This window comes from Janibacter terrae NBRC 107853, assembly GCF_001591405.1.
Taxonomy (GTDB): Bacteria; Actinomycetota; Actinomycetes; order Actinomycetales; family Dermatophilaceae; genus Janibacter; species Janibacter terrae.
In genome coordinates, this window is sequence record NZ_BCUV01000007.1 from 971,189 (window position 1) to 994,415 (window position 23,227).

Below are 23,227 nucleotides of genomic sequence, written 5' to 3' on the forward strand. Positions count from 1 at the left end.
GGGCAGGCTTGAGAGGATGTCGCTGTGCCCAAGCCCTACCCCCGCGAGTTCCGTGACGACGTTGTTCGTGTCGCCAGGAGCCGGGATCCGAAGACCCCGCTGGAGCAGATCGCGAAGGACTTCGGGATCCACCAGACCACGTTGAACTCCTGGATGCGCGCCGCCGACGTCGAAGACGGCACCAAGCCCGGGATGACCGAGGACCAGAACGCCCAGCTACGCGAGTTGAAGCGGCGCAACCGGCTCCTCGAGCAAGAAGTCGAGGTGCTGCGCCGGGCGGCTGCCTACTTGTCGCAGGCCAATCTGCCGGGAAAATGATGTACCCGCTCGTCCGCGAGCTGGCCGTCGACGGGATCCCCGTCACGGTGACGTGCCGGGTACTCAAGATCGCTCGCCAGCCCTACTACCGCTGGCTCCAGGCGCCGGTCACCGACGCAGAACTGGTCGAGGCCTACCGCGCCAACGCGCTGTTCGACGCCCACAAGGACGACCCGGAGTTCGGGTATCGGTTCCTGGTCGACGAGGCCGCTATCGCAGGTGAGGCGATGGCGGAGCGGACCGCGTGGCGGATCTGTTCCCAGCTGGGGTGGTGGTCGGTGTTCGGCAAGCCCAAGCACGGCAAGGCGAAGAAGCCCGGTCCACCGGTCCACGACGACCTGTGCGCCGTGGTCGACAAGCACGGCGTCGTCCGGCACGAGTTCAAGGCTGATGCCGCGAACGAGTTGTGGCTGTCGGACATCACGGAGCATTGGACCGCGGAAGGCAAGCTCTACGTCTGCGCGATGAAGGACGTCTACTCCAACCGGATCGTGGGCTACTCGATCGACTCGAGGATGAAGTCGCGACTGGCGGTCGCGGCGCTGAACAACGCGGTCGCCAGGCGCGGCGACGTGGCCGGCTGTGTGGTTCACACGGACAGAGGATCGCAATTTCGAAGCAGGAAATTCGTCCACGCACTCAACCGGCACGGCATGGTCGGATCCATGGGCCGCGTCGGTGCGGCCGGGGACAACGCGGCCATGGAGAGCTTCTTCTCACTGCTCCAAAAGAACGTCCTCGACCGCCGCGCCTGGGCCACCCGCGAGGAGCTCCGGATCGCGATCGTGACCTGGATCGAGAGGACCTACCACCGACGCCGACGCCAGGCCGGCCTCGGACGATTGACCCCTGTTGAATACGAAGCCATCATGACCACGCCCGCCACTCAGGCTGCGTGACCCAACCTGTCACCCGTTCGTGCAGCAGTCCCAAGCGCGACACCGAGAACGTCCCCTTCACCTACGGACTCGCCCCCAATGACGACCGCTCGCTGAGGAGCGACGAAGGAGCGTCTCGAAGCGAAGTCATCCAGACCTACTTCGACGCCGAGGTCGCCCCCCACGTCCCCGACGCGTGGATCGACCACGCGAAGACGAAGGTCGGCTACGAGATCCCGTTCACCCGTCACTTCTATAAGTACGTGCCACCCCGGCCTCTCGCCGAGATCGACGCCGACCTCGAGAAGCAGGTCGCCAAGATCCTCGAGCTCTTGCACGAGGTTGAGCAGTGATGGTTGCTTATCCCGACCGCATGGTCCTGGATTCAAAGTGGCTTAACGAAATCCCAGCTCACTGGCGCCTGGGCCGGCTCGATCAGGTCGCACGTGCATGGCCTAGCAATGTGGACAAGCATTCAGTGGAAGGCGAGCAGGCCGTTCGCTTGTGCAACTACACGGATGTCTACAAGAACGCGAGCATCGCCGAAGGTATGGACTTCATGCAAGCGACTGCCTCACGGGAGCAGATCGACAAGTTCCGGCTCGCAGTCGGTGACACGTTGCTAACGAAGGACTCGGAGACGGCCGACGACATCGGGGTTCCCGCGTTCGTCGAGTACGAAGCTGCGGATCTCGTGTGCGGCTACCACTTGTCTATCGTGCGACCCGATGCCTTCGTAGCCGACCCCAAGTTCCTGTACTGGGCTCTTGCGGCGCAGCCGACGCTTGGCCAGTGGGCGGTGCTTGCTTCCGGTGTAACCCGCGTGGGGATCAAGTCTGGGGATCTCGCGAGGGTGGCCCTCGCGCTGCCGCCGTTGGGCGAACAGCGGGCTATCGCTCAATACCTGGACCGAGAGACCGCCCGCATCGACACGCTCATCGAGGAGCAGCAGCGCCTGATCGAGATGCTCCGCGAGCGTCGCGTTGCCGCAGTTGAGCGCTCGATCGCGATGCTCGACTGGACTGTGCCCTTCAAGTCAGTGGCCACGCTCATCCAGACAGGTCCCTTTGGGAGTCAACTCAAGTCGGACGAGTACGAAGACGGGGGAACGCCGATCATCAACCCTTCCCACATGGTTGCAGGCGAGATCGTCCCAGACCCTCGGGTTGCTGTATCCGCACCGAAGGCTCAGGAACTGGGTCGCCACGCTCTGATGGGAGGCGACCTCATCTGTGCCCGCCGAGGCGACCTCGGAAGGTGCGCGGTCGTCGACGAGTCCTCTGCGGGATATCTGTGCGGGACAGGTTCTGCCTTGGTGCGCGTCGATCCCGATCGGATAGACGCACCGTTCGCGGCACTGGTCTTCAGTAGCCGCCGAAACCGAGATGCCCTTGCCCTCGCGTCGGTTGGCTCCACGATGGACAACCTGAACTCCGACATCATCGGGGCGCTCCGCATTCCGTTGCCCACATTGGCAGAGCAGCGGGAGCTCGTCGCGACGGTGAATGAGCAGACAACCAAGATCGACGAACTGATCGCTGAGACGGAGCGGTTCATCGAGTTGTCACGTGAGCGGCGGGCGGCGCTGATCACGGCTGCGGTGACGGGGCAGATCGACGTACGAGAGGTGGCGTAATGGCTGACCACAACGAGGTGGTCTTCGAGGACGAGATCTGCGCGCACCTCGAGGCGCACGGCTGGCTGTACGCCAAGAATGATCAGGGCTACGACCGGGAGCGGGCGCTCTTCCCGGCCGACCTCTTCGCCTGGCTGGAGGAGACGCAACCGACCCCCTTCGCCAAAGCACTGAAGGCCGCGGGGACCGAGGCGAAGTTCCTCGACGTCCTGGCCACAGCACTCGACAAGCCGCTTGAGCACGGCGGCGGGATGCTCAACATCCTGCGCAACGGCGTCCAGTTCGTCGGTGGGGGCCGGCTGAAGATGGCGCAGTTCCGCCCCGACACCTCGCTCAACCCGACGACCGTCGAGCAGTACGCGGCGATGCGGGTGCGGGTGATGCGTCAGGTGCACTTCTCGACGGCGGACCAGCGCAGCATCGACCTGGTCTTCTTCGTCAACGGGCTGCCGGTGGCGACGGTGGAGCTGAAGACCGACTTCACGCAGTCGCTGGACGAGGCGGTCAACCAGTACAAGAAGGATCGCCACCCGATCACCAACGGCCGGGTCGAGCCGCTGCTGTCCTTCGGCCACCGGGCTCTGGTGCACTTCGCGGTCTCCAACGACCTCGCCGCGATGACCACGCGGCTCGAGGGCGACAAGACGCACTTCCTCCCCTTCAACACCGGCAACGAGGGCGGTGCCGGTAACCCGCCGGCCGCGGACGGCAAGTCCTCGACGGCATATCTGTGGGAACGCGTGTGGGAGAAGCACGCCTGGCTCAACATCATCGGCCGACTGATGATCGTCGAGACCAAGGAGGAGTGGGACGTGGCGACCGGGACCTCCCTTCGCCGCACGTCCATGCTCTTCCCCCGCTTCCACCAGTGGGAGGCCGTGACCAACATCGCCGCGGCTATTGAGGAGGAAGGTGTCGGGCAGCGGTATCTCATCGAGCACTCGGCGGGGTCGGGCAAGACGAACACGATCGCGTGGACCGCGCACCGGCTGGCACGGCTGCACGTGAACGACGAGAAGGTCTTCGACTCGGTGATCGTGGTCGTCGACCGCACGGTCCTCGACGGGCAGCTGCAGGAGGCGATCCGGCAGATCGACGGTGGGAAGAAGATCGTGGCGACGATCAGCCCGGAGGACGTGCACAAGGCGGGCGCGACGTCGAAGTCGAACCTGCTGGCGAAGGCGTTGAAGAACGGTGAGCTGATCATCGCGGTGACGGTGCAGACCTTCCCGTACGCGCTGGACGAGATCCGCAAGGACTCGGCGCTGAAGGGCAAGAAGTTCGCCGTCATCGCCGACGAGGCGCACTCCTCCCAGTCCGGCCAGGTCTCGGCGAAGCTCAAGGCGGTGCTGACCTCAGAGGAGGTCAAGGACATCGAGGAGGGCGGGCAGGTCGACGTCGAGTCGGTCCTGGCCGCGGAGATGGGGGAGCGGGCGGAGTCGCCGAACATCTCCTACCTGGCCTTCACCGCGACGCCGAAGAACAAGACGCTGGAGCTCTTCGGGCGGAAGGGTCCCGACGGTACGCCCGTCGAGTTCCACCTGTACTCGATGAAGCAGGCCATCGAGGAGGGGTACATCCTCGACGTGCTCAAGGGGTACCAGTCCTACGACACCGCGCTGAAGATCGCCGGCAAGGCCAGTGCCACCGGCGAAGGGGAGGTCGAGGAGGGGACTGCGCGCAAGGGGTTGATGCGGTGGGTGCAGCTGCACCCGACGAACATCAGCCAGAAGGTGCAGATCATCGTCGAGCACTTCCACGCCAACGTCGCGCACCTGCTCGACGGCAAGGCCAAGGCGATGGTCGTGACGGACTCGCGCAAGTCCGCGGTGAAGTACAAGAAGGCGATCGATGCCTTCATCGCCAAGCGTGCCGCGGAGGACGCCTCGTACAACTACCGCACGCTCGTTGCCTTCTCCGGTGGGGTGACGATGGATGAGAACGAGGTGTGGACCGTCGAGTGGGGGCCGGCGCCGAGCAAGGACGACGAGTTCACCGAGGCCAACATGAACCCTGGCGCCGGCAGTGACCTGGCGGCGGCGTTCAAGGGCGACACGTACAAGATCATGATGGTCGCCAACAAGTTCCAGACTGGCTTCGACCAGCCGCTGCTGTCGGCGATGTATGTCGACAAGCGCCTGTCCGGGGTGACCGCGGTGCAGACGCTGTCGCGGTTGAACCGCACGCACCGCACCGCTGGTGGGGAGCAGAAGCGCAAGACATTCGTCATCGACTTCGTGAACAAGCCCGAGGACATCCGGCAGTCCTTCGAGCCGTACTTCACGGCCGCCCGTCTCGAGACCGAGACCGACCCCTATGTGGTGGTGCACCTTGCGACGAAGCTGGCGCACGCAGGGATCTACACCGAGGATGAGGTCCGCAAGACGGCTGAGCTGTGGGTGCGGCGCAAGGGCAACAACGCGCTGTCGGCGGCGGTGGCGCCGGCGAAGACGGCCTTTGCGAAGCGATACGAGAAGGCACTCGAGACCGACGACAAGGTGCTGCTCAACGAGCTCGAACTTTTCCGCAAGGACGTGTCAACGTACGTGCGGCTCTACGACTTCATGAGTCAGATCGTCGACTACGGCGACCCGTACATGGAGATGCTCTCGATCTACCTGCGGCTACTCGAGCGGGTGATCAAGGACGAGTCCTGGTCGGCCGACGTCGACCTGTCCGACGTCGTGCTCGTCGGGGTCAAGCACACCAAGGCTGCGCAAGCGGACATCGCGCTGACCGGTGACGGAGAGCTGAAGGGAATCAGCGCTGCCGGGTCAGGCGCGAAGAAGGAGCCGAAGTACGTCGCGCTGCAGGTCGTCATCGACCGGATGAACGACCTGTTTGGCGCGGAGTCCTTCGCGGAGTCGCAGATCAGGGAGTTCGTCAACGGGCTCGTCGAGCGGCTGCTGGACTACCCCGACCTGGTGGCGCAGACGCGGGTGAACTCGAAGAAGCAGTTCATGGAGTCGCAGGACTTCCAAGCCGCTGTCACCGAGGCGGTCGTGGAGAACCAGGACGCGCACAACACCATGGCGGACTACTTCTTCAGTGACGGGCCCGGGGTGGCCGGCGTTGTGGTGGCCCTTGCTGATGCGTTTTATGAGACGGCGGCGGACCGAGCACCTGCTGTGTCGACGCCCAGAGGGGCTGGCCAGTGATGGGCGGCCAAGAGTCTAGGAAGGGTGACTGGTTCGGTCCCTATCGAACAATCCGTGAGATCGGTCGGGGTGGGTTCGGCAGGGTCTACGAAGCGGAGGACCGACATGGAGCCAAGATCGCTCTGAAAGTCTTGGACTCTGTGGCGGGCAACTCGAGGTCCGGCCGGGGCCGGTTTTCACGAGAGCTTGCCGCCGCACAACGCGTCGCAAGCCCGCACGTGGCGCGTGTTGTCGACTCAGGCCTCCACTCGGACCCTCCGTGGATCGCGTACCAGCTCATCAGTGGCGCGACCCTCAAGAAGAAGCTGCTTGAGGGCCCCCTGCCAGCGGAGCAGGCTGTCGATGCGCTCCTTGCACTGGCTCAGGGGCTGGCTGCCGTCCATGCCGAGGGCCTGGTCCACAGGGATGTCACGCCTGACAATGTCATCGTCGACGGTCAGGGGAAGGGGTGTCTGATCGATCTGGGGATCGCTGCGCTCGGGGAGGCCGGGGAATTCACGAGAGAGCAGGTCGGGAAGGTTGCCTTTCAAGCACCCGAGCAGTGGACTGGTTCGGCTGTCACCCCGGCCGTAGATATCTGGCAGTTCGGAGTCTGCCTGGTCAAGGCAGTCAGTGGCCATCTGCCGTTTTCGCAAGGGGCCCCCGGTGTAATGCATCAAGCGATCACCCAGAACGAGCCGGACCTGTCCGGTATGCCGACGCCCTTGCGCATTCTGGCGACGCGGTGCCTGAGGAAGCGGGTGAGTGAGCGACCTTCAGCCGACCGCGTTGTTGAGTTCCTCAGGGGAGTTCGGATCGAGGCTCCCGCGGTAGAACGCGATCACCTCCTGACGGCCACTCGTATTGCAGCGGGGGATTTCTACTCGGGGTATCCAAGCATGGCCGACGATGAGTACGACCTGAGGGTCGCGCGACTCAAAGAGCTTGAAATCGCTAGCCCCGACCTCCGAGATCGGCGGCCTCGGTCCAGGAGGCCCCCCATCTTGCCCCGCGAGTTCGCCGTGATGCGACTCGTGGACGTCGAACCGCAGGTCACGTTCGGTCCCGTGGAGCTGAGGCCGAAACTGGAGGCAGTGCCTCCGTTCCAGCCGTTTGATGCTGAAAGGGTGACGGGGGTTAACCAGCGCGACTTACGTGATGGCCGCATCCTGGTGGGAGATGTGGTCGCCGTTCGTCCATTTCGACGGGGCCCGATGGCGGCCGTCGTCGACGGGTGGTTCGTCGGGTGGCGAGATGGTACCGAGACCCGTGCACGCCTCCCCTTGATGTGTCCGTCCTGCGGGACTCGCCTCGAGTACCGCGAGTCCAAGATTTGGGTCGATCGGGTCCTTGTGAAGCCACAAGACTGGTGCCCGAACTCAGCAGCCTGCCCCGAACAAGTGATATGGCGGCTTGCACGTCTGGCAAGCAAGCAGGCTCTGCAAATCGCATCCCTGCGCGGCTCCGCTGCACGTGCACTGGTGGAATCAGGCGTCCTATCGAACGAGGCCGACCTCTTCGGCCTGACTTCGAAAGCCTTGCAGGGAATACCAGGGTTCTTCGAGGAGGCCAGCGAGTGCGATCTCGATCCCCCGGCTCGGAGCGGGCGAGCCCCGTCGCAAAGGGCGCGTCGCTTGCTCGAGGAGTTGGAAAGCGCTCGCACCGCTCCTCTCGAACGGCACCTGGTCGCACTCGGCATCGTTGATCAGATCTGGTCGCACCGGGCGGTTGACCTCAGTCGCGACTTCGGCACTTTGAGGGCGATCTACGACGCCAGCGAGGCTAACGCCATCGCTGGCCGAGCCGTTGCCCGAGAAGTTGAGCGATGGTTCCGAGGTCCAGACAGTGCTTGGCATCTGCAAATTCTGGATCGATGGAGCGAGGATGGCGTGCAGCTCGGCTGGTGAACTCGCTGTGGCGACTATGGAGCGCTCATCGTTTGGGCGCCAGCCGTTGGCCGCGACCGTTTGACACAGAGGCGAGTCGCACGAGTTGACGCGGGTGCTTGGCGCGCAGTTCTCTAAACACGGGTTCTGTGCAAAGTAGGCCGCGTGTCCCCTCGAATCTGCGTTGCATCTCGACAGCGGCGCTGTCGAGATGCAGCGAAGACTGCAGTGACGGCCGTTCTTTGCAGCAAAAATTGATTGCTATGGATCTACTTGGCCTCAGGAGTGGAGCTGCTGCGTCGGGGCCTCCGGCGCACCGTGGACTGAGGGAAAGCAGGCAGGAGCCACTCGACCCGAGGGTCAAGCCCCGGGTAGTGGTGTAGCGCCTGCGTGTTCCTTCTGGTGGTTCAGGCGGTCAATGCGGGCAGGTTGTCGCCTCCGGTCTCGGGGTCGAGGGCGGGCACGATGTTGACGCGGCAGCGGGCGAGGACCTCGAGGCCGAGGTAGCGCCGACCTTCGGCCCATTCATCGGTTTGCTCGGCCAGGACCGCCCCGACCAGGCGCACGATCGCGGCCCGGTTGGGGAAGATGCCCACGGAGTCGGTACGGCGTCGGATCTCGCGGTTGAGGCGTTCGGCGGGGTTGTTCGACCAGATCTGGGTCCACACGTCTTTGGGGAAGGCGGTGAACGCCAAGATGTCCGCGCGGGCCGCGTCGAGGTGCTCGTGGACCTCGGGCAGTTTGCCGTCGACGTACTCCAGCAGCCGCTCGAACTGCGCCTGGACGGCGTCCTTGTCGGGTTGGTCGTACACCGAGTGCAACATCGCCTTCACGGCCGGCCACATGCTCTTGGGCGTCACGGACATCAGGTTCGCGGCGTAGTGCGTGCGGCAGCGTTGCCACGACGCGCCGGGCAGGTTCGCCGCGATGGCCTCGACCAGGCCCTTGTGGGCGTCGGAGGTGACCAGCCGGACGCCGGTCAGGCCTCGGGCGGTCAGGTCGGCGAAGAACTCGTTCCACGCCGGACCTGTCTCGGAGGTGGCCACGCGTAGCCCGAGGACTTCGCGGTGCCCGTCGGCGTTGACCCCGACCGCGATCAACGCGACGGCGTTGATCACCCGCCCGCCCTCGCGGACCTTCATCGTCAGCGCGTCGGCGGACACGAACGTGAATGGCCCAGCATCGGCCAGGGGCCGGTGGCGAAACTCCTCGACGATCTGGTCCAGATCAGCGGCCATCCGCGACACCTGGGACTTGCTCAGCGAGTCGATCCCTAGGGTCTTGACGAGCTTGTCCATGCGGCGGGTCGACACGCCAGCGAGGTAGCAGTCCGCGACGACCGTGATCAACGCGGACTCCGCGCGCTTGCGGCGCTCGAGGAGCCACTCGGGGAAGTAGGTCCCCGAGCGCAGTTTCGGGATTGCGACATCGACGGTGCCGACGCGGGTATCGAGGTCGCGGTGGCGGTACCCGTTTCGCTGTGCCGCCCGCCCAGGAGTGGCCCGGCCATACTCCGCGCCAACCACGGCATCGGCATCCGCGGACAGCAACGCGTTGATCATGGTCTGCAACAGGGAACGCATCATGTCGGGCGATGCTTCGGACAGGGCTTCGCTCAACAGGCCATGAGGGTCGACAATGTGAGGTGCGGTCATCGTGATGACTCCATTCGAGAGTGCTGTGAGAGGTTCGCTCGAAGGATCACGCGGTGGCCGCACCCATGTCCACTACCGGGACGATGACGGTCACTGCGCTACACCACTATCGGGGACTCAACTGACCCGAGTGCGGTGAGAATTCAATTCGCGGCGGTGGCGGTAACTGAGCTCCTGGGACACGAGTGCGTCGAGCTCCCGAAACTGCGCCTCGAGTCACGCCAAGTCCACCTGCGGCTGACCGCGCTTCTGCTCGGTCCCCCGCAGGTGTTCGGCCAAGTCTCGCTTCGTCGCCTCGGAGACTTGCCCCCTCCATCTCACTACTGTTCCGAAACTCCCGCAAGCCCCATGCGCGCCACCCCACCCCCCTCCTGGCTGGTCACCGAAACCGCCGGCCAAGCCCCAGCGTCGATCGCAGGACTCCTGGTCAAGCGCTTTATGGCCACCGCGAGGCCGGCGTCGACAACGAGGCTCTGGAGACCTTGGCGGACATCAGTGGGCAACGCTCCTTCACATCAGAGGGGCACTTCCCAGTCGCTGATGAGTCTGGTTTGCAGCCGCTGGACGATCGCATCCCATCCGCCGGTGAGCAGGAGTGTCCCGACGATGATCAGCAGGGTTGCGCCGACGACCTGGATCGCGCGCTGGTGTCGTTGCAGCCACGACGAGACCGGGGCCCATCGCTCGTAGGCCGCGGCGATGAGGATGAAGGGAAGGCCGAGCCCGAGGCAGTAGGCCACGGCGAGAACGACAGCTCGGGTGATCGAGGCGTCGCTGGCGAGGTTGAGCGCGAGGACCGCCGCGAGGGTAGGGCCCATGCAGGGCGCCCAGCCCAGACCGAAGACGGCTCCGAGGACAGGGGCCCCGGCCAGGCCGGTGGCGGGCTTGATCGGCAGTCGGAAGGTCCGCTGCGAACCGGCGCCGAGGAAGACAAGGGCCATGAGAATCACCACTACGCCACCGATGCGCATCAGTAGCTCTCGGTGCTCAACGAGCGCGCGGCCGGCGGTGGCGACGAACATCGAGGCAAGAACGAAAACGAGGGTGAAGCCGAGGATGAACAGCAGTGCGCCCAAGACCATCCGGCCGCGGCTGCGCTTCTCCAGTGCTACGTCGGACAGGCCGGTGACGTAGCCGAGATAGCCCGGTACGAGGGGTAACACGCAGGGCGTGGCGAAGGAGACGAGCCCGGCGAGGGCCGCGACGAGCGCCGCGAGAGGCAGAGCCCCGCTGGCGACCTGGTCACTGAGCCCGGTCGTGAAAGCGACGATCATCGGCCCTCCTCGGCGAGGGTGTCCTCGATCAGGCCTTGGAGGGTCGACTGCGTGGTCGCTCCGAGGACCACCGCAGCGATACGACCCTGGCGGTCGAGGACAGCGGTGGAGGGCTGGGTCGTCATTTTGCCTTGCATGGCGATCGAGGTGGTGCCGGACTTGTCGTAGATCGAGGGCCACGTGAAGCCCCACGTCTTGGCTTGTGCTCTGCCGGTCGCTACGGAGGACTCTCGGAAGTTGATCCCGACGATCTGCACCTCCTCCCCCTTCAACTCCTTGTTCAGCGCGACGAGGTGTGGGGCTTCTTTGGCGCAGGGTCCGCACCAGCTGGCCCAGACGTTGACGACGACGACCTGGCCGCGGTGATCGGCGCTGTCCCACGTCTGGCCGTCTAGCGTTTCACCGGCGAGCTCGACGGGTTCGCCGCGCTGGGTCTCGTCGAAGGCGGTCACGCTGCCGTCCCCGGATCGATAGCCGAGGTCTTGCTCGTCCTTGGCGCCGGATGAGGAGCACGCGGCGAGACCACCGGTGGCAGCGATGGCACTGGCCGCGGCGAGGAGACTTCGGCGGGAGGGACAGCGTGCGGTCATTCGGTCTCATGCTCCTGAGGTTGTCGCCGCGCGTGCGTGGATGCGCGGCAAGGTATCGGGGTCGTCGTTCGTCAGCGCCGAGGTGGCTGGAGGATGGCGCTCGGCCTCTCGGCGTGATGGCGATTCGGTCCACGGGGCAGTGATCACAGGAGCGTGACCCAGTAGTCCCAGAACCTGATAGCGATGAGCACGATGATCACGAGGTACCAGGCGGTCAAGACCGCTGCGCGGTACTCGATGAGCATCGCCACACCGCGGTGTGCGGGTGAAGCGAGGGAACCCTGATGACGCCGAAGGTTGTGAATGGTGGTGTGCCAGAAGACGGCGATGGTCACGACCCACACGACCATGCAATAGGGACACAGTGCGCCGATGACGTACAGGCTCTGGAAGATCAGCCAGTGGATGAACACCACCGCGAGGGTCACCGCGGCTTGGGTCGCCACCCACAACCATGCACGAAGGCTTGTGGCACTGACCAGGACTGCTCCCAGCATGGCAAGGGCTGCGAACCCGGCGACTCCGATGAGCGGGTTGGGATGCCGAAGGCGTCTGCCTGCGGGGTGACCATGACCGAGCCGCAGGACAGGATCGGGTTGATGCTGCACGAGGGGACGTAGTCCGGGTTCTTGAGCAGCTCGATCTTCTCCACGAGCAGCACGACGGCGCAGAGCAGCCCGACCAGGCCCCCGACGAGGTACAGCCAGCCCAGTCCACGTGCCTTGACCGCAGCCGCCGGGGTGACGACGGCCGGCTCAGTCTTCGATTGCGGCATCAAGCTTGGTCTCGAAGTCGGCGATGGTGGTCGGCTCGATCTTTTTGCCGTCGAGGAAGAACGTGGGGGTGCCGGTGACGCCCAGTGTCTGGGCGTCCTTCTTGCTCTGCTCGATGCGCTGCGCGGCGGCGGGGTCCTTCAGGCTGGCGCGGTACTGCTTCATGTCCAGCCCCAGCTCCTGGGCATATCCCTCGAAGGTCTTCTCCTTGGACGACTCAGAGTGGCTCCACTCGGTCTGCGTCTCGAAGAGCTTGTCGTGCATTTCCTCGAACTTGTCCTGTTCACGGGCGGCCTCGGCGGCTAGTGCCGCGTTCATCGAGTTTCCGTGGAGGGGGAGGTATCGCACCACGAAGGTCACGTCGTTGCCGTATTTCTCTCGCAGGTCTGTCATGACGGGGTGGGCTGCGCCGCAGGCCTCGCACTCGAAGTCGAGGTACTCCACGAACACTGCCTTCTTGCCGGAGGTCAGGCGGGGGCTGTCATCGCGCACCAAGGGCGCGGACGCCCCGTTTCCGGACCCCGTGGGTGCCGCTTCTTCGCTGGCCCGGCTGAACGTCACCGCAGCGACCAATGCCACCAGGACCGCCACGATCATGGCCATGGACAGTTTCAGGCTCTTGCTCATCGGGTTCCAATCATCGAAGGGCGCTGCTGGCGCGCAGAGTAGTCATCGTTTCTGGCCTCAGGCTGGGAATGGCGCTGGGTGCGGATAGCTCGCAAACCGTTGGCGATGACGATGACCTCGGCGACCTCGTGGACCAGCACGACCGCGGCCAAACCCAGCACGCCGAACAGAGCGAGCGGGAAGAGGACCGCGATCAGGGCCACGGACAGGACGACGTTTTGGGTCATGATCGCTCGTCCGCGGCGGGCATGTGCGAGGGCTTGTGGCAGCAGCCGCAGATCGTGGCCGGTGAAGGCAACGTCTGCGGACTCGACTGCAGCGGCGGAACCGCTGGCGCCCATCGCGATACCGACGGTGGCCGTGGCCAGCGCGGGCGCGTCGTTGATGCCGTCGCCGATCATCGCCGTCGGGGCCGTGTCCATCAAGGCGCGGATGTGGTCGGCCTTGTCCTGGGGCAGGGTCTCCGCGTGAACCTCTCGGATGCCGGCTTCACCGGCGATGGCCTGCGCAGTGCGAGTGTTGTCACCGGTGAGCATCACGGTGGACACCCCCTGCTGGTGCAGGGCGGAGATGGCCTGGGCCGCTTCAGGGCGCAGCTCGTCGCGGATGCCGATCACGCCGCATGCTTGATCGTTGACCTCGACCACAATGAGGCTCATGCCTTGGGTGGCCATGGCGTCGGCCTGCCCGCTCAGGTCGTTCGGGGCGACCCAGCGGGGGCTGCCAACGCGTACCCGGAGTCCGTCCACCAACCCGGTGACGCCGTGTCCGGCGTGCTCGTGGACGTCGCTCGCCGCAGGATGATCTGGTGAGGCAGCGACCACTGCCGCCGCCAGGGGGTGGGTGCTGGTGGCCTCCAGTGCCGCTGCCAAGGAGAGCACCTCCGCGTCGGTGTGACCGTTGGCCGCGTGCGTGGCCACCACCCGGGGCTCGTTGCGAGTCAGGGTGCCTGTTTTGTCGAAGGCGACCGTGCGGATCGTCCCGAGTTGCTCGAAGGCTGCTCCGGACTTGATGATCACCCCGAACTTGCTGGCCGAGCCAATCGCTGAGATCACCGTGACCGGGACCGCGATCGCCAAGGCGCAGGGTGAGGCCGCGACCAGCACCACCAGCGCACGCTCGATCCACGTCTCTGGGTCGTCCACGACGAACCCGTACGCCGCGATCAAAGCCGCGGCCAGCAGCACCAATGGGACGAGTGGTTGGGCGATGCGGTCAGCCAGGCGCGCACGCTCGCCCTTGTCCGCGTGAGCCTGCTCGACGAGCTCGACCATCTGGGTCAGGGAGTTGTCGCGCCCGTCGGCGACTGCTGTGATGCGCAACGTGCCCGAGGTGTTGACCGATCCGGCCGCGATCTCGTCGCCAGGCGCGACTTCGACGGGGATCGACTCGCCGGTGATTGCCGAGGTGTCCATCCACGAGTGACCCGCCTCGACGACGCCGTCCGTGCTGACCCGGTCGCCAGCGCCGACGAGAAGGACATCGCCCCGCCGGACCTGCTCGGCGGGGATCCGCTCGTCCGTTCCCGCTCGTGAAACGACAGCGGTTTCCGGGATCAGGGACAACAACGCCCGCAGCCCGTGACGGGCCCGGTCCATGGCGCGGTCCTCAAGCGCCTCGGCGATCGAGAACAGAAAGGCCAGAGCTGCTGCCTCGCCCAGGTGCCCCAGCAGGACGGCACCCGTACCGGCGATCGTCATCAGCAGGCCCACACCCAGCCGGCCCTGCCCACGCCCCGTGACTAGGCGGCGGATGGCAGCCGGAGCAAAGGTCCAGGCACCCGCAGCCAAGCCGATCGCGTAGGACAGCACGCTCAGGCCCTCGGCGCCGCCGAATTCCAGCAGCAGTCCGGTCAGCCACAGCACTCCAGCGGAGGCTGGCAGTGCCAAGCCCTGATCACGCCACCACGGCGCGAGATCCTCAGTCACGGGCCCGTCCGTTCCGCAGCACACATCACTCATCGTCAGACCCTCTGCTCATCGGCAACCAGCGCAGGTGCAGTCCCGCAACACAACGGCACGTCACAGTTCGCGTCCATGCAGGGGACCCCGTCGTCGACCGCCAAAACCACGTCCATCAACGACTCCAACGCCCGAGTCAGATGCGCATCGGCGATCTCGTAACGGGTCCGACGGCCTTCCGGCGCGGTGATCACGATCCCGCAGCCACGCAGGCACGCGAGATGATTCGAGACATTCGTGCGGCTCAGATCGAGATCGCGGGCCAACTGCGCCGGATAGCTCGCGTCCTGCAACAACGACACCAAGATCCGCGCTCGAGTCGGGTCCGCCATCGCCCTACCCAATCGATTGAGCACGTCCAGTCGAGCAGCACTATTCAGCATTCAGTGACCATACATTGAAGACTGACTTGTGGGCCAGTCGAGCAACGGATGCCAACTGATCGCTCCATGGCGGTAGCATCGCTTCATGACGATCAATAGCCAGCCTGAAGGTCCGGCTGCGATGGAAGTGTCTGACGCCTGCGCTGCCTTGTTCCATGCCTTGGCCGAGCCCACGCGCTTGGCGCTCCTGAAGCACCTCTCCAGTGGGGAGCATCGGGTCCGTGACCTGGTCGACCACATGCACCTTGCTCAGTCGACGGTGAGCAAGCACTTGGCGTGCCTGCGGGACTGTGGGCTGGTGAGGGTGCGGACCGAGGGCCGGGCGTCGTGGATCTCGTTGGCCGATCCGTCCCGACTGTCTGACCTGTTCGAAAGCGCGGATGCGCTACTGGCAGCGTCGGGCGCGTCGTTGTCCCTGCGCGAGCACCGTGACCACGACCAACTTGCGACCGAGGAGGTCTGATGGGATCCGACCACCACCACGGCCCGGCAAATGGGCAAGCGGGCAGTGGCTTGCGCAACCGTCTTCTGATTGCTTTTGGCATCACCTCGTTCATCGTCATCGCGCAGGCGATCGGTAGCGTCGTCACCGGCAGCCTGGCGCTGCTGACGGACACCGCCCACGCTCTATCGGACTCCACCGGCCTGCTGGTCGCGGTCATCGCGGCCACCATGATGCTGCGGCCCCCCAGCAGCCAGCGCACGTGGGGTTTCGCGCGAATCGAGATCGTCGCTGCCCTAGGCCAAGCGGTGTTGCTGCTGCTGGTGGGTTCTTACGCGGCCATCGAAGGGGTCCGCCGACTGGTTGAGCCCACGCAGGTCCAAGCCAGGGAACTGCTGCTCTTCGGCATCATCGGACTCGCGGCGAACATCGCCGCGATGGTGGTCCTGTCCTCCAGTCGCGACGCGAACTTCAACATGCGCGCGGCATTCCTCGAAGTGCTCAACGACGCCTTGGGTTCCCTCGGGGTGATCGTGGCCGCCATCGTGATCGCCACCACGGGGTTCCAACGGGCGGACACCATCGCCGGGCTGTTCATCGCGGCCTTGATCCTCCCCCGCGCTTACAAACTCTTGCGCGAGACCGTGCGGGTGCTGATGGAGTTCACCCCGAAGGACGTCGACCTGGACGCCGTGCGGACACATGTCCTTGAGCTGGAGCATGTTCGTGAGGTCCACGACCTGCACGCCTCCACGATCGGCACTGGCCTACCCGTCATCTCCGCGCACGTCGTGATCGACGACGAGTGCTTCGAGTCGGGCCACGCACCGCAGATTCTGGAGCAGATCATTTCGTGTGTGAAGGAGCACTTTCCCGTTTCCTTCGAACATGCCACCATCCAGCTGGAGACAACCGCAATACGAGAGCGAGCATGCACCTCGGTTCAACACACGTAGGGCGACTTACCACCCTCCGGGGGTGTGAGATCCCCGGGTCGACGGCAGGGAATCGCCCAGCAATCTCGCCCCATGAGCAAGGCTGCCCGGGCGCTCACTGGGCGTCACCGCGCTCAACCCCGACGGCGACGTCTTCGTCGGCCACGTTCCAGCGCGTTTCGTCCTGGAGTACCTGGCCGACCCACCGAAGGGCGCCCGTGGCTTGAGCGTGCCAGCCATGCCCGTAGGCACGCCCGGCATGGAGCAGGGTGACCAGTTCGACCCCTACGACGTGCTGCTGCTCACCGACGGCAAACCGAGAGTCCTTGCCAAGGTGACCAAGGCTTTCGCACCAACGGGCTTAACCCCGATCTCGCCCCTCAGAGGCTCGTTCATGTCGAGCCCGGTCCGGCCCGGGAAGGCGCGCGAACATTCGCAGTCATCCGTCACGGCGTCATTGTGAGCTCGGCTCTACTTTCTACTCCGGATGGCGAAGTCCTGATTCGTGCCATCTAGGTCGCGTGTCGTACGCAGTCTTCGGTGCTTCTCGACATCTGATGTCGAGAAGCGCTCTAAATTGGAGCAACGCGATTTCTATTTAAGATACGAAGATTTTGGGCGGGCGCACTCCGCCGATGAGCGCGCGGCAGGATGGCCGCCCCGCCAAGGCGATCGGGGCCGCTGGCTGTCAAGGGCCGGCGGCTCGTCGATGTTCAGCCGTGGCGGGTGCCTGCCGGGTATCTGGCGCGGTCAGGAGTCTTGTGCCTGGGCGGTGGCGTTGTGGCGGTAGAACGTGGCGCGGGACCACCCCACGAGCCGGGCAGCGTCGGTAGCGGTACGTCCTTTGGCGCGGGCATCGTTGACGATCGCGAGCTTCTCGGCGATCACGGCTGGCTCCACGCGGGGCCGCCCGAACTGGGTGCCGGACGCTTTGGCTGCGGCGATGCCGGCATTGACCCGTTCTGTGATCAGCTCCCGCTCGTATTCAGCCAGAGTGGCGAGCATGTTCAGCATCAGTCGTCCACTGGTGGTGGCGGGGTCAATGCCGTCTTGAATAGAGCGGATCCCGATGCCGGACTCGCGCAACAGGGTGACCGTGTTCAGCACATCGATCAACGAGCGTCCCAACCGGTCCACTCGCCAGACCACGACCGTGTCTCCAGCGGTCGCGTACTCCAAGAGTCGGCGCATCCCTGGCCGTTGCGACGCGTTCTTGCTGCCCGAGGTCACATCCGAGAACACGTCCCGAGCTTCGACCCCGGCCGTCGCCAGCGCGTCCAGCTGCAACTGCGCGTCCTGACTGGCCGTGCTGATTCTCGTGTACCCCAGAAGTCTCACCTACCCATACTGCCTCAGAAACCCTTCCGGCGATGTCGCCTGAGACATTTCTCGTCGAGACACTTTTCCGAGACACTCCATGAGCCGCAGAGCCGCGAGAACTCGATCCTCGGCAGCGACGTCAGATCGCGTCTCATCAACCTGTAGTTTCCTGAGACGCCACCACCGTGTCGCAAGACGTCCCCGTCCCGGTGAAAGGTCCGGACGGGGTAAACGGCGACGAAATGCCTCCGGGAACTTCGGCAGGCGCTGCGACCTGCTCCCGACCCTCGGACTTAGCCTGCGGCAACCTTCGTTTGACCGACGCGAGACCGCTGCATACCGCCCAGAATGATGTACCTCTGCAGAGCCACCTGCTTCGTCGTCCGCGAGGCAGAGAGCGGGTCAGCTTCACCGGCGCGCGAAGCACCGAGCCTTCGCGGGCTGTCGGTAGCGAGTGGCATACCTTGTTGTCATGGCGGACGGTAGCGGCATCGAGTGGACGGAAGCCACGTGGAACCCGACGACCGGCTGCGATCGCATCAGCCCGGGATGCGACAACTGCTACGCCCTCACCTTGGCCAAGCGACTCAAAGCGATGGGTAACCCGAAGTACCAGGAGGACGGCGACCCGCGCACAAGCGGCCCCGGCTTCGCAATCACCGAGCACCCATCCGCGTTGGACATCCCACGCCGGTGGGCGTCGCCTCGCGTCATCTTCGTCAACAGCATGTCCGACCTCTTCCACGCGCGAATTTCGTCGTCGTTCATCCGCGAGGTCTTTCAAGTCATGGAGGAGACGCCGCGACACACCTACCAACTGCTCACCAAACGGCCTCGTCGTGCGGCGCGTATGGCTGCCGAACTGCCGTGGCCAAGCAACGTGTGGCTCGGCGTCAGCGTGGAGACAACCGACCAGCTCTGGCGCATCGATGACCTGCGCCGAGTGCCCGCCGCGACCCGCTTTGTGTCCGCCGAGCCGCTCCTCGGCTCGCTTGCCTGCCTCGACCTCACTGGGATGCACTGGCTGATCGCCGGAGGGGAGAGCGGAGCCAACCACCGTCCCCTTGACCCGACCTGGGTGCGCGAGCTTCGCGACTCCTGCCGCGAGCAGGGCGTAGCGTTCTTCTTCAAGCAATGGGGTGGACGCACACCCAAGAGCAACGGGCGGGAACTCGACGGTCAGCTCTGGGACGAGATGCCGGTGCCTACGCAGGCTTAATCCTCAGGGTGAGCAGGTCGCTCTTGCCCTTCGGGTCGGTCGATGTGTTGCCATCGTCCAGCACTTTCTTCAAGGCTGCGCGCACATGCAGCGTGCGGACGACGCCCACGAGGTCTTGGCCGAGGATCTCTTCCGGCTTGTCGATGATGCGGAAGGCCTCGCCCTTCGCGAGCTCGTCGGTGATCCGCTCCGCGAGCGTCTCGACCCACTGCTTCTTGAGGAGTTCCTCCTGGACCTTCCAGTGCTTCTCCCACGCGTCGTTCTCCGCGAACAACGTGTTCTCGGCAGCCAGCTTGGCGTGGTACTTCCGCCACTCTTGGAGCCCCAGGGACGCCGACTCACCGAAGGTGAGCATCCCGTCGATGTGCCGTGTCGCGAAGACGAGGTAGTAGAGCGGCTTGAGGTCCGCGCGGGGGCGGACATCGATGACCCAGGTTCCCACTCCACCGCCTAGGCACTCCCGGAGTTTGGCGGCGTAGCCTTCCACGACCGCCTCTTCGGCGGCGACCTTGTCGTCCTCCGAGGCGTCCTTGTTCGCGCACTTCTCCAGCCAGGTGTCCCGCCACCAGTCACCGCCGCAGACGGCGTCAACGCGCTTCAGCGATGCCTCGATGGGGTTGTCACTTGTCAGCATGCCCGCGAACCGGCGCAGGTGCGCGGTCAGGTTGATCAGGACCTCGGTCGGCGCCGTGCCGCCAGGGCGGTTGAAGATGCTCACGACCTCGTCCATGGGGATGATCAGGCCGCATGGGTCTAGGTAGGCGAACAGGGGGATGCCATCCGCGGCCCTGAGGAGCTTCGGCAGGTGAACGGAGATGTCCCCGTCATCCACCGTGACCGTGAGGCCGTTGCCGTCGGCTGCGACAACCTTGCGCAACTTGGCGACTGTGACAGGGTCCTGCTCGACAAAGTGGAGCTCGACCTGACGGGGGGAGCTCATCGCCGCCAGCTCGTGAGCCTTCCGGAGCAACATGGCGCCCGAGCCCTCAGCGCCGTCGTCGTACCGTCCAGCTCCGGCATACCCGTCGATGAAGGTGACCCGGTGGTCCAGCGACCTGCTGCCAGTCTTACTGGCGAAGGGCGTCGCGTACTGGTTGATGATGGCGTGCTTCAGCACGGCCGCCGATTTCCGGCTTTTGTGAAACTTGCTGGTGCTGGTGCTGCTGCTGGACACGCCTGTTGCCCCCGAAGTGATCTGCGCTGGGTGATCAGGCTATGCGAATGTTCGGACGGAGCGGGGCTACCGGCGACGGGGAGGCTCCTCGCCATTCAGCGCGCCGCCTACCGGGTGGAGGCGTCTCTGATTGGAGATGACCGCATCCCGGCGCTGCATGAAGAGGTCGAGGAGCTTCGTGCGGCGCGCCTGAGTTGGCTCGGTGCCTTCGACGATGGCCGTCGTTTGATCGGAGCGGTGGCGCGGGCCGAGGACGCCGACGGCGTCGACATCGACCGGCTGGTTGTCGATCCGGCGGTTCACCGCCGCGGTGCTGGACGGAAGCTCGTCCAGGCGGTGCTATTTCGGGCAGGGCATCGCCGCGCGACCGTGTCGACCGGACGGGCCAATCTGCCCGCACGCACGCTGTATCGGGGGCTGGGATTCAGTTGAGTCCCCGATAGTGGTGTAGCGCAGTGACCGTCATCGTCCCGGTAGTGGACATGGGTGCGGCCACCGCGTGATCCTTCGAGCGAACCTCTCACAGCACTCTCGAATGGAGTCATCACGATGACCGCACCTCACATTGTCGACCCTCATGGCCTGTTGAGCGAAGCCCTGTCCGAAGCATCGCCCGACATGATGCGTTCCCTGTTGCAGACCATGATCAACGCGTTGCTGTCCGCGGATGCCGATGCCGTGGTTGGCGCGGAGTATGGCCGGGCCACTCCTGGGCGGGCGGCACAGCGAAACGGGTACCGCCACCGCGACCTCGATACCCGCGTCGGCACCGTCGATGTCGCAATCCCGAAACTGCGCTCGGGGACCTACTTCCCCGAGTGGCTCCTCGAGCGCCGCAAGCGCGCCGAGTCCGCGTTGATCACGGTCGTCGCGGACTGCTACCTCGCTGGCGTGTCGACCCGCCGCATGGACAAGCTCGTCAAGACCCTGGGGATCGACTCGCTGAGCAAGTCCCAGGTGTCGCGGATGGCCGCTGATCTGGACCAGATCGTCGAGGAGTTTCGCCACCGGCCCCTGGCCGATGCTGGGCCATTCACGTTCGTGTCCGCCGACGCGCTGACGATGAAGGTCCGCGAGGGCGGGCGGGTGATCAACGCCGTCGCGTTGATCGCGGTCGGGGTCAACGCCGACGGGCACCGCGAAGTCCTCGGGCTACGCGTGGCCACCTCCGAGACAGGTCCGGCGTGGAACGAGTTCTTCGCCGACCTGACCGCCCGAGGCCTGACCGGCGTCCGGCTGGTCACCTCCGACGCCCACAAGGGCCTGGTCGAGGCCATCGCGGCGAACCTGCCCGGCGCGTCGTGGCAACGCTGCCGCACGCACTACGCCGCGAACCTGATGTCCGTGACGCCCAAGAGCATGTGGCCGGCCGTGAAGGCGATGTTGCACTCGGTGTACGACCAACCCGACAAGGACGCCGTCCAGGCGCAGTTCGAGCGGCTGCTGGAGTACGTCGACGGCAAACTGCCCGAGGTCCACGAGCACCTCGACGCGGCCCGCGCGGACATCTTGGCGTTCACCGCCTTCCCCAAAGACGTGTGGACCCAGATCTGGTCGAACAACCCCGCCGAACGCCTCAACCGCGAGATCCGACGCCGTACCGACTCCGTGGGCATCTTCCCCAACCGGGCCGCGATCGTGCGCCTGGTCGGGGCGGTCCTGGCCGAGCAAACCGATGAATGGGCCGAAGGTCGGCGCTACCTCGGCCTCGAGGTCCTCGCCCGCTGCCGCGTCAACATCGTGCCCGCCCTCGACCCCGAGACCGGAGGCGACAACCTGCCCGCATTGACCGCCTGAACCACCAGAAGGAACACGCAGGCGCTACACCACTACCCGGGGCTTGACCGGTGACGATTCGCTGGCAGTCTACTTACTGAACATTTACCAAGTGTCGACCTCTGTTCTGCCATCCTTACCGCAGGTGCCGATCGGCGCCCACATCGGAGGGGAAGTCCATGAGAAACAGCATCAAAAGAATGTGTGTAGCCGCTGCCATTTTGGGGACCATGACACTTGCTTCGCAAGGGGCCGCGCAGGCCTCTTTCGCACAATGCGATTCTACTCGCGTCTGCGGGTGGGGCAACAACGACTACAATTGGCTCATCATTGAACGTAACTCGGGTCTGCCGTTGGCGAACCACCAAGGGGATGCGAACAATGAGCTTGATTCTTGGGCCAACCGAAGCACCCAGAACGCCCGGGGTTATGCAGAGTGGAACTACGGAGGGGACTGCATGACCTTTACCCGTGGAGATAGCGACGGCCACGTCGCGCCGTGGAACAGCGATGAGGTCTCGTCCACATCTACAGCCGCTGGGTGTTGATCATCGCTGACGCTTTGGTGGAGATGTCGGACGTGTCTCGGCACTTCTCGACGCAAGTAGAGACCGTGCGGGCGGTGGACGAAGTTTCGTTCAGCGCCCGCACGGGCGAGTTTGTCTGCTTGTTCGGGGCGAGTGGGTCGGGGAAGTCGACGCTGCTAAACCTCATCGCAGGTCTGGACCGCCCTACGTCTGGGCAGATTCGTGTCGCGGGTGCTGATGTGAGCGACGCGTCGAACAACGAGCTGGCGTCCCTTCGCTTGCGGCATGTCGGAGTGGTGTTCCAGCACGACAACCTCATCGAAGAGCTCACTGTCTCGGAGAATGTGTCATTCCCCCTCGACCTGCGCGGGGATACCGTCCCGAAAGACAGAGCCGCAGAAGTAGAGATGTGGCTGGAGCGAGTTGGGATGGGGGGATACGGAGAACGGTTTCCCAGAGAGTTGTCCGGAGGCCAGCAGCAGCGCGTGGGGGTCGCCCGCGCCCTGGTCGGTGAACGAGATGTGTTGGTCGCAGACGAGCCCACGGGAGCCCTGGACTCGGCCAACTCCGCGGCGCTCTTCGACCTGCTTGCGGACCTGAGCGCACAGGGCCAGACCGTCATCCTCTCCAGCCACGACGCCGTGGCTCGGGCGTCGGCCTCCCGCGTTCTGGAGATGGTCGACGGCAGGCTGATCGATGGGTGAGCTCAATCGCTC

The 23,227-nt window shown here is 65.0% G+C and carries 21 protein-coding genes and 2 pseudogenes; 14 read left to right on the forward strand and 9 right to left on the reverse strand.

Annotated elements, in window-relative coordinates; all coding sequences use genetic code 11:
- Positions 1–24: 24 nt before the first annotated feature.
- From JT1_RS14350 to JT1_RS18010, 5 genes are all read left to right on the forward strand, one after another.
- Positions 25–1,217 (forward strand): IS3 family transposase gene (locus JT1_RS14350; protein WP_169701965.1). Its coding sequence is split into 2 segments (ribosomal slippage): positions 25–309 and positions 312–1,217, totalling 1,191 coding nucleotides; the frame shifts between segments, so codons are not numbered across the junction.
- Positions 1,214–1,549 (forward strand): hypothetical protein, encoded by a 336-nt coding sequence (locus JT1_RS19175; protein ID WP_068327886.1) that lies wholly within the window; start codon positions 1,214–1,216, stop codon positions 1,547–1,549. The genes JT1_RS14350 and JT1_RS19175 overlap by 4 nt, the downstream gene beginning before the upstream one ends.
- 125 nt (positions 1,550–1,674) lie before the next feature.
- Complete coding sequence (locus JT1_RS14360) at positions 1,675–2,832, forward strand: restriction endonuclease subunit S (RefSeq protein WP_068327888.1); 1,158 nt, start codon at positions 1,675–1,677, stop codon at positions 2,830–2,832.
- Positions 2,832–5,990, forward strand: coding sequence for a type I restriction endonuclease subunit R (locus tag JT1_RS14365; protein WP_068327891.1), 3,159 nt, complete (start codon positions 2,832–2,834; stop codon positions 5,988–5,990). Before JT1_RS14360 ends, JT1_RS14365 begins: the two co-directional genes overlap by 1 nt.
- Positions 5,990–7,876 (forward strand): protein kinase domain-containing protein, encoded by a 1,887-nt coding sequence (locus JT1_RS18010; RefSeq protein WP_082807691.1) that lies wholly within the window; start codon positions 5,990–5,992, stop codon positions 7,874–7,876. Before JT1_RS14365 ends, JT1_RS18010 begins: the two co-directional genes overlap by 1 nt.
- A gap of 386 nt (positions 7,877–8,262) precedes the next feature.
- Here JT1_RS18010 and JT1_RS14375 read toward each other — a convergent pair whose 3' ends face one another.
- The 7 genes and pseudogenes from JT1_RS14375 to cmtR form a co-directional block, all read right to left on the reverse strand.
- Positions 8,263–9,510, reverse strand: a complete 1,248-nt coding sequence (locus tag JT1_RS14375; protein ID WP_068327898.1) for an IS256 family transposase — start codon at positions 9,508–9,510, stop codon at positions 8,263–8,265.
- A 515-nt stretch (positions 9,511–10,025) separates the two neighbouring features.
- The gene (locus tag JT1_RS14380) at positions 10,026–10,784 is read right to left on the reverse strand and encodes a cytochrome c biogenesis CcdA family protein (RefSeq protein WP_068265955.1); all 759 of its coding nucleotides are present in this window, start codon (positions 10,782–10,784) and stop codon (positions 10,026–10,028) included.
- The gene (locus JT1_RS14385) at positions 10,781–11,374 is read right to left on the reverse strand and encodes a TlpA disulfide reductase family protein (RefSeq protein WP_082807692.1); all 594 of its coding nucleotides are present in this window, start codon (positions 11,372–11,374) and stop codon (positions 10,781–10,783) included. The genes JT1_RS14380 and JT1_RS14385 overlap by 4 nt, the downstream gene beginning before the upstream one ends.
- Positions 11,375–11,517: 143 nt before the next feature.
- A pseudogene (locus JT1_RS14390) lies at positions 11,518–12,149 on the reverse strand (vitamin K epoxide reductase family protein).
- A complete protein-coding gene (locus JT1_RS14395) occupies positions 12,130–12,774 on the reverse strand; it encodes a DsbA family protein (protein ID WP_068327908.1) in 645 nt (214 codons plus the stop codon). The pseudogene JT1_RS14390 and the gene JT1_RS14395 overlap by 20 nt, the downstream one beginning before the upstream one ends.
- Positions 12,771–14,735 (reverse strand): heavy metal translocating P-type ATPase, encoded by a 1,965-nt coding sequence (locus tag JT1_RS14400; protein ID WP_068327912.1) that lies wholly within the window; start codon positions 14,733–14,735, stop codon positions 12,771–12,773. Before JT1_RS14400 ends, JT1_RS14395 begins: the two co-directional genes overlap by 4 nt.
- Before the next feature lie 2 nt (positions 14,736–14,737).
- The gene (gene cmtR, locus JT1_RS14405) at positions 14,738–15,118 is read right to left on the reverse strand and encodes a Cd(II)/Pb(II)-sensing metalloregulatory transcriptional regulator CmtR (RefSeq protein WP_068326586.1); all 381 of its coding nucleotides are present in this window, start codon (positions 15,116–15,118) and stop codon (positions 14,738–14,740) included.
- Between the two features lie 85 nt (positions 15,119–15,203).
- Between cmtR and JT1_RS14410 the strand changes: the two genes are divergently transcribed.
- The 4 genes and pseudogenes from JT1_RS14410 to JT1_RS18990 all read left to right on the forward strand — a co-directional run bounded on the left by JT1_RS14410 (position 15,204) and on the right by JT1_RS18990 (position 16,958).
- Entirely contained in the window at positions 15,204–15,581 is a 378-nt protein-coding gene (locus tag JT1_RS14410) for an ArsR/SmtB family transcription factor (protein WP_068327917.1), read from the forward strand.
- Entirely contained in the window at positions 15,581–16,516 is a 936-nt protein-coding gene (locus JT1_RS14415) for a cation diffusion facilitator family transporter (RefSeq protein WP_068327919.1), read from the forward strand. The genes JT1_RS14410 and JT1_RS14415 overlap by 1 nt, the downstream gene beginning before the upstream one ends.
- Before the next feature lie 97 nt (positions 16,517–16,613).
- A pseudogene (locus JT1_RS19180) lies at positions 16,614–16,745 on the forward strand (DUF411 domain-containing protein); the annotation flags it as partial.
- Positions 16,746–16,754: 9 nt separating this feature from the next.
- On the forward strand, positions 16,755–16,958 hold the full coding sequence (locus JT1_RS18990; RefSeq protein ID WP_255218334.1) for a hypothetical protein: 204 nt from the start codon (positions 16,755–16,757) through the stop codon (positions 16,956–16,958).
- Between the two features lie 287 nt (positions 16,959–17,245).
- Here JT1_RS18990 and JT1_RS14425 read toward each other — a convergent pair whose 3' ends face one another.
- Positions 17,246–17,833: a recombinase family protein gene (locus tag JT1_RS14425; RefSeq protein WP_068327926.1), complete on the reverse strand. Its 588-nt coding sequence runs from the start codon at positions 17,831–17,833 to the stop codon at positions 17,246–17,248.
- A 454-nt stretch (positions 17,834–18,287) separates the two neighbouring features.
- On the opposite strand from JT1_RS14425, the gene JT1_RS14430 reads away from it, so the two are divergent.
- A complete protein-coding gene (locus tag JT1_RS14430) occupies positions 18,288–19,034 on the forward strand; it encodes a DUF5131 family protein (RefSeq protein ID WP_068327929.1) in 747 nt (248 codons plus the stop codon).
- Here the strand turns inward: JT1_RS14430 and tcmP are convergent.
- A complete protein-coding gene (gene tcmP / locus JT1_RS14435; RefSeq protein WP_068327932.1) occupies positions 19,021–20,151 on the reverse strand; it encodes a three-Cys-motif partner protein TcmP in 1,131 nt (376 codons plus the stop codon). The genes JT1_RS14430 and tcmP overlap by 14 nt on opposite strands.
- Between tcmP and JT1_RS18020 the strand changes: the two genes are divergently transcribed.
- The 4 genes from JT1_RS18020 to JT1_RS14450 all read left to right on the forward strand — a co-directional run bounded on the left by JT1_RS18020 (position 20,140) and on the right by JT1_RS14450 (position 23,215).
- The gene (locus JT1_RS18020; RefSeq protein WP_169702019.1) at positions 20,140–20,640 is read left to right on the forward strand and encodes a GNAT family N-acetyltransferase; all 501 of its coding nucleotides are present in this window, start codon (positions 20,140–20,142) and stop codon (positions 20,638–20,640) included. The two genes, tcmP and JT1_RS18020, sit on opposite strands and share 12 nt — an antisense overlap.
- A gap of 117 nt (positions 20,641–20,757) precedes the next feature.
- Positions 20,758–22,005 (forward strand): IS256 family transposase, encoded by a 1,248-nt coding sequence (locus tag JT1_RS14445; protein ID WP_068327898.1) that lies wholly within the window; start codon positions 20,758–20,760, stop codon positions 22,003–22,005.
- A 209-nt stretch (positions 22,006–22,214) separates the two neighbouring features.
- A complete protein-coding gene (locus JT1_RS19185; protein ID WP_369407444.1) occupies positions 22,215–22,532 on the forward strand; it encodes a peptidase inhibitor family I36 protein in 318 nt (105 codons plus the stop codon).
- On the forward strand, positions 22,526–23,215 hold the full coding sequence (locus JT1_RS14450; RefSeq protein ID WP_218005605.1) for an ABC transporter ATP-binding protein: 690 nt from the start codon (positions 22,526–22,528) through the stop codon (positions 23,213–23,215). Before JT1_RS19185 ends, JT1_RS14450 begins: the two co-directional genes overlap by 7 nt.
- Positions 23,216–23,227 lie beyond the last annotated feature (12 nt).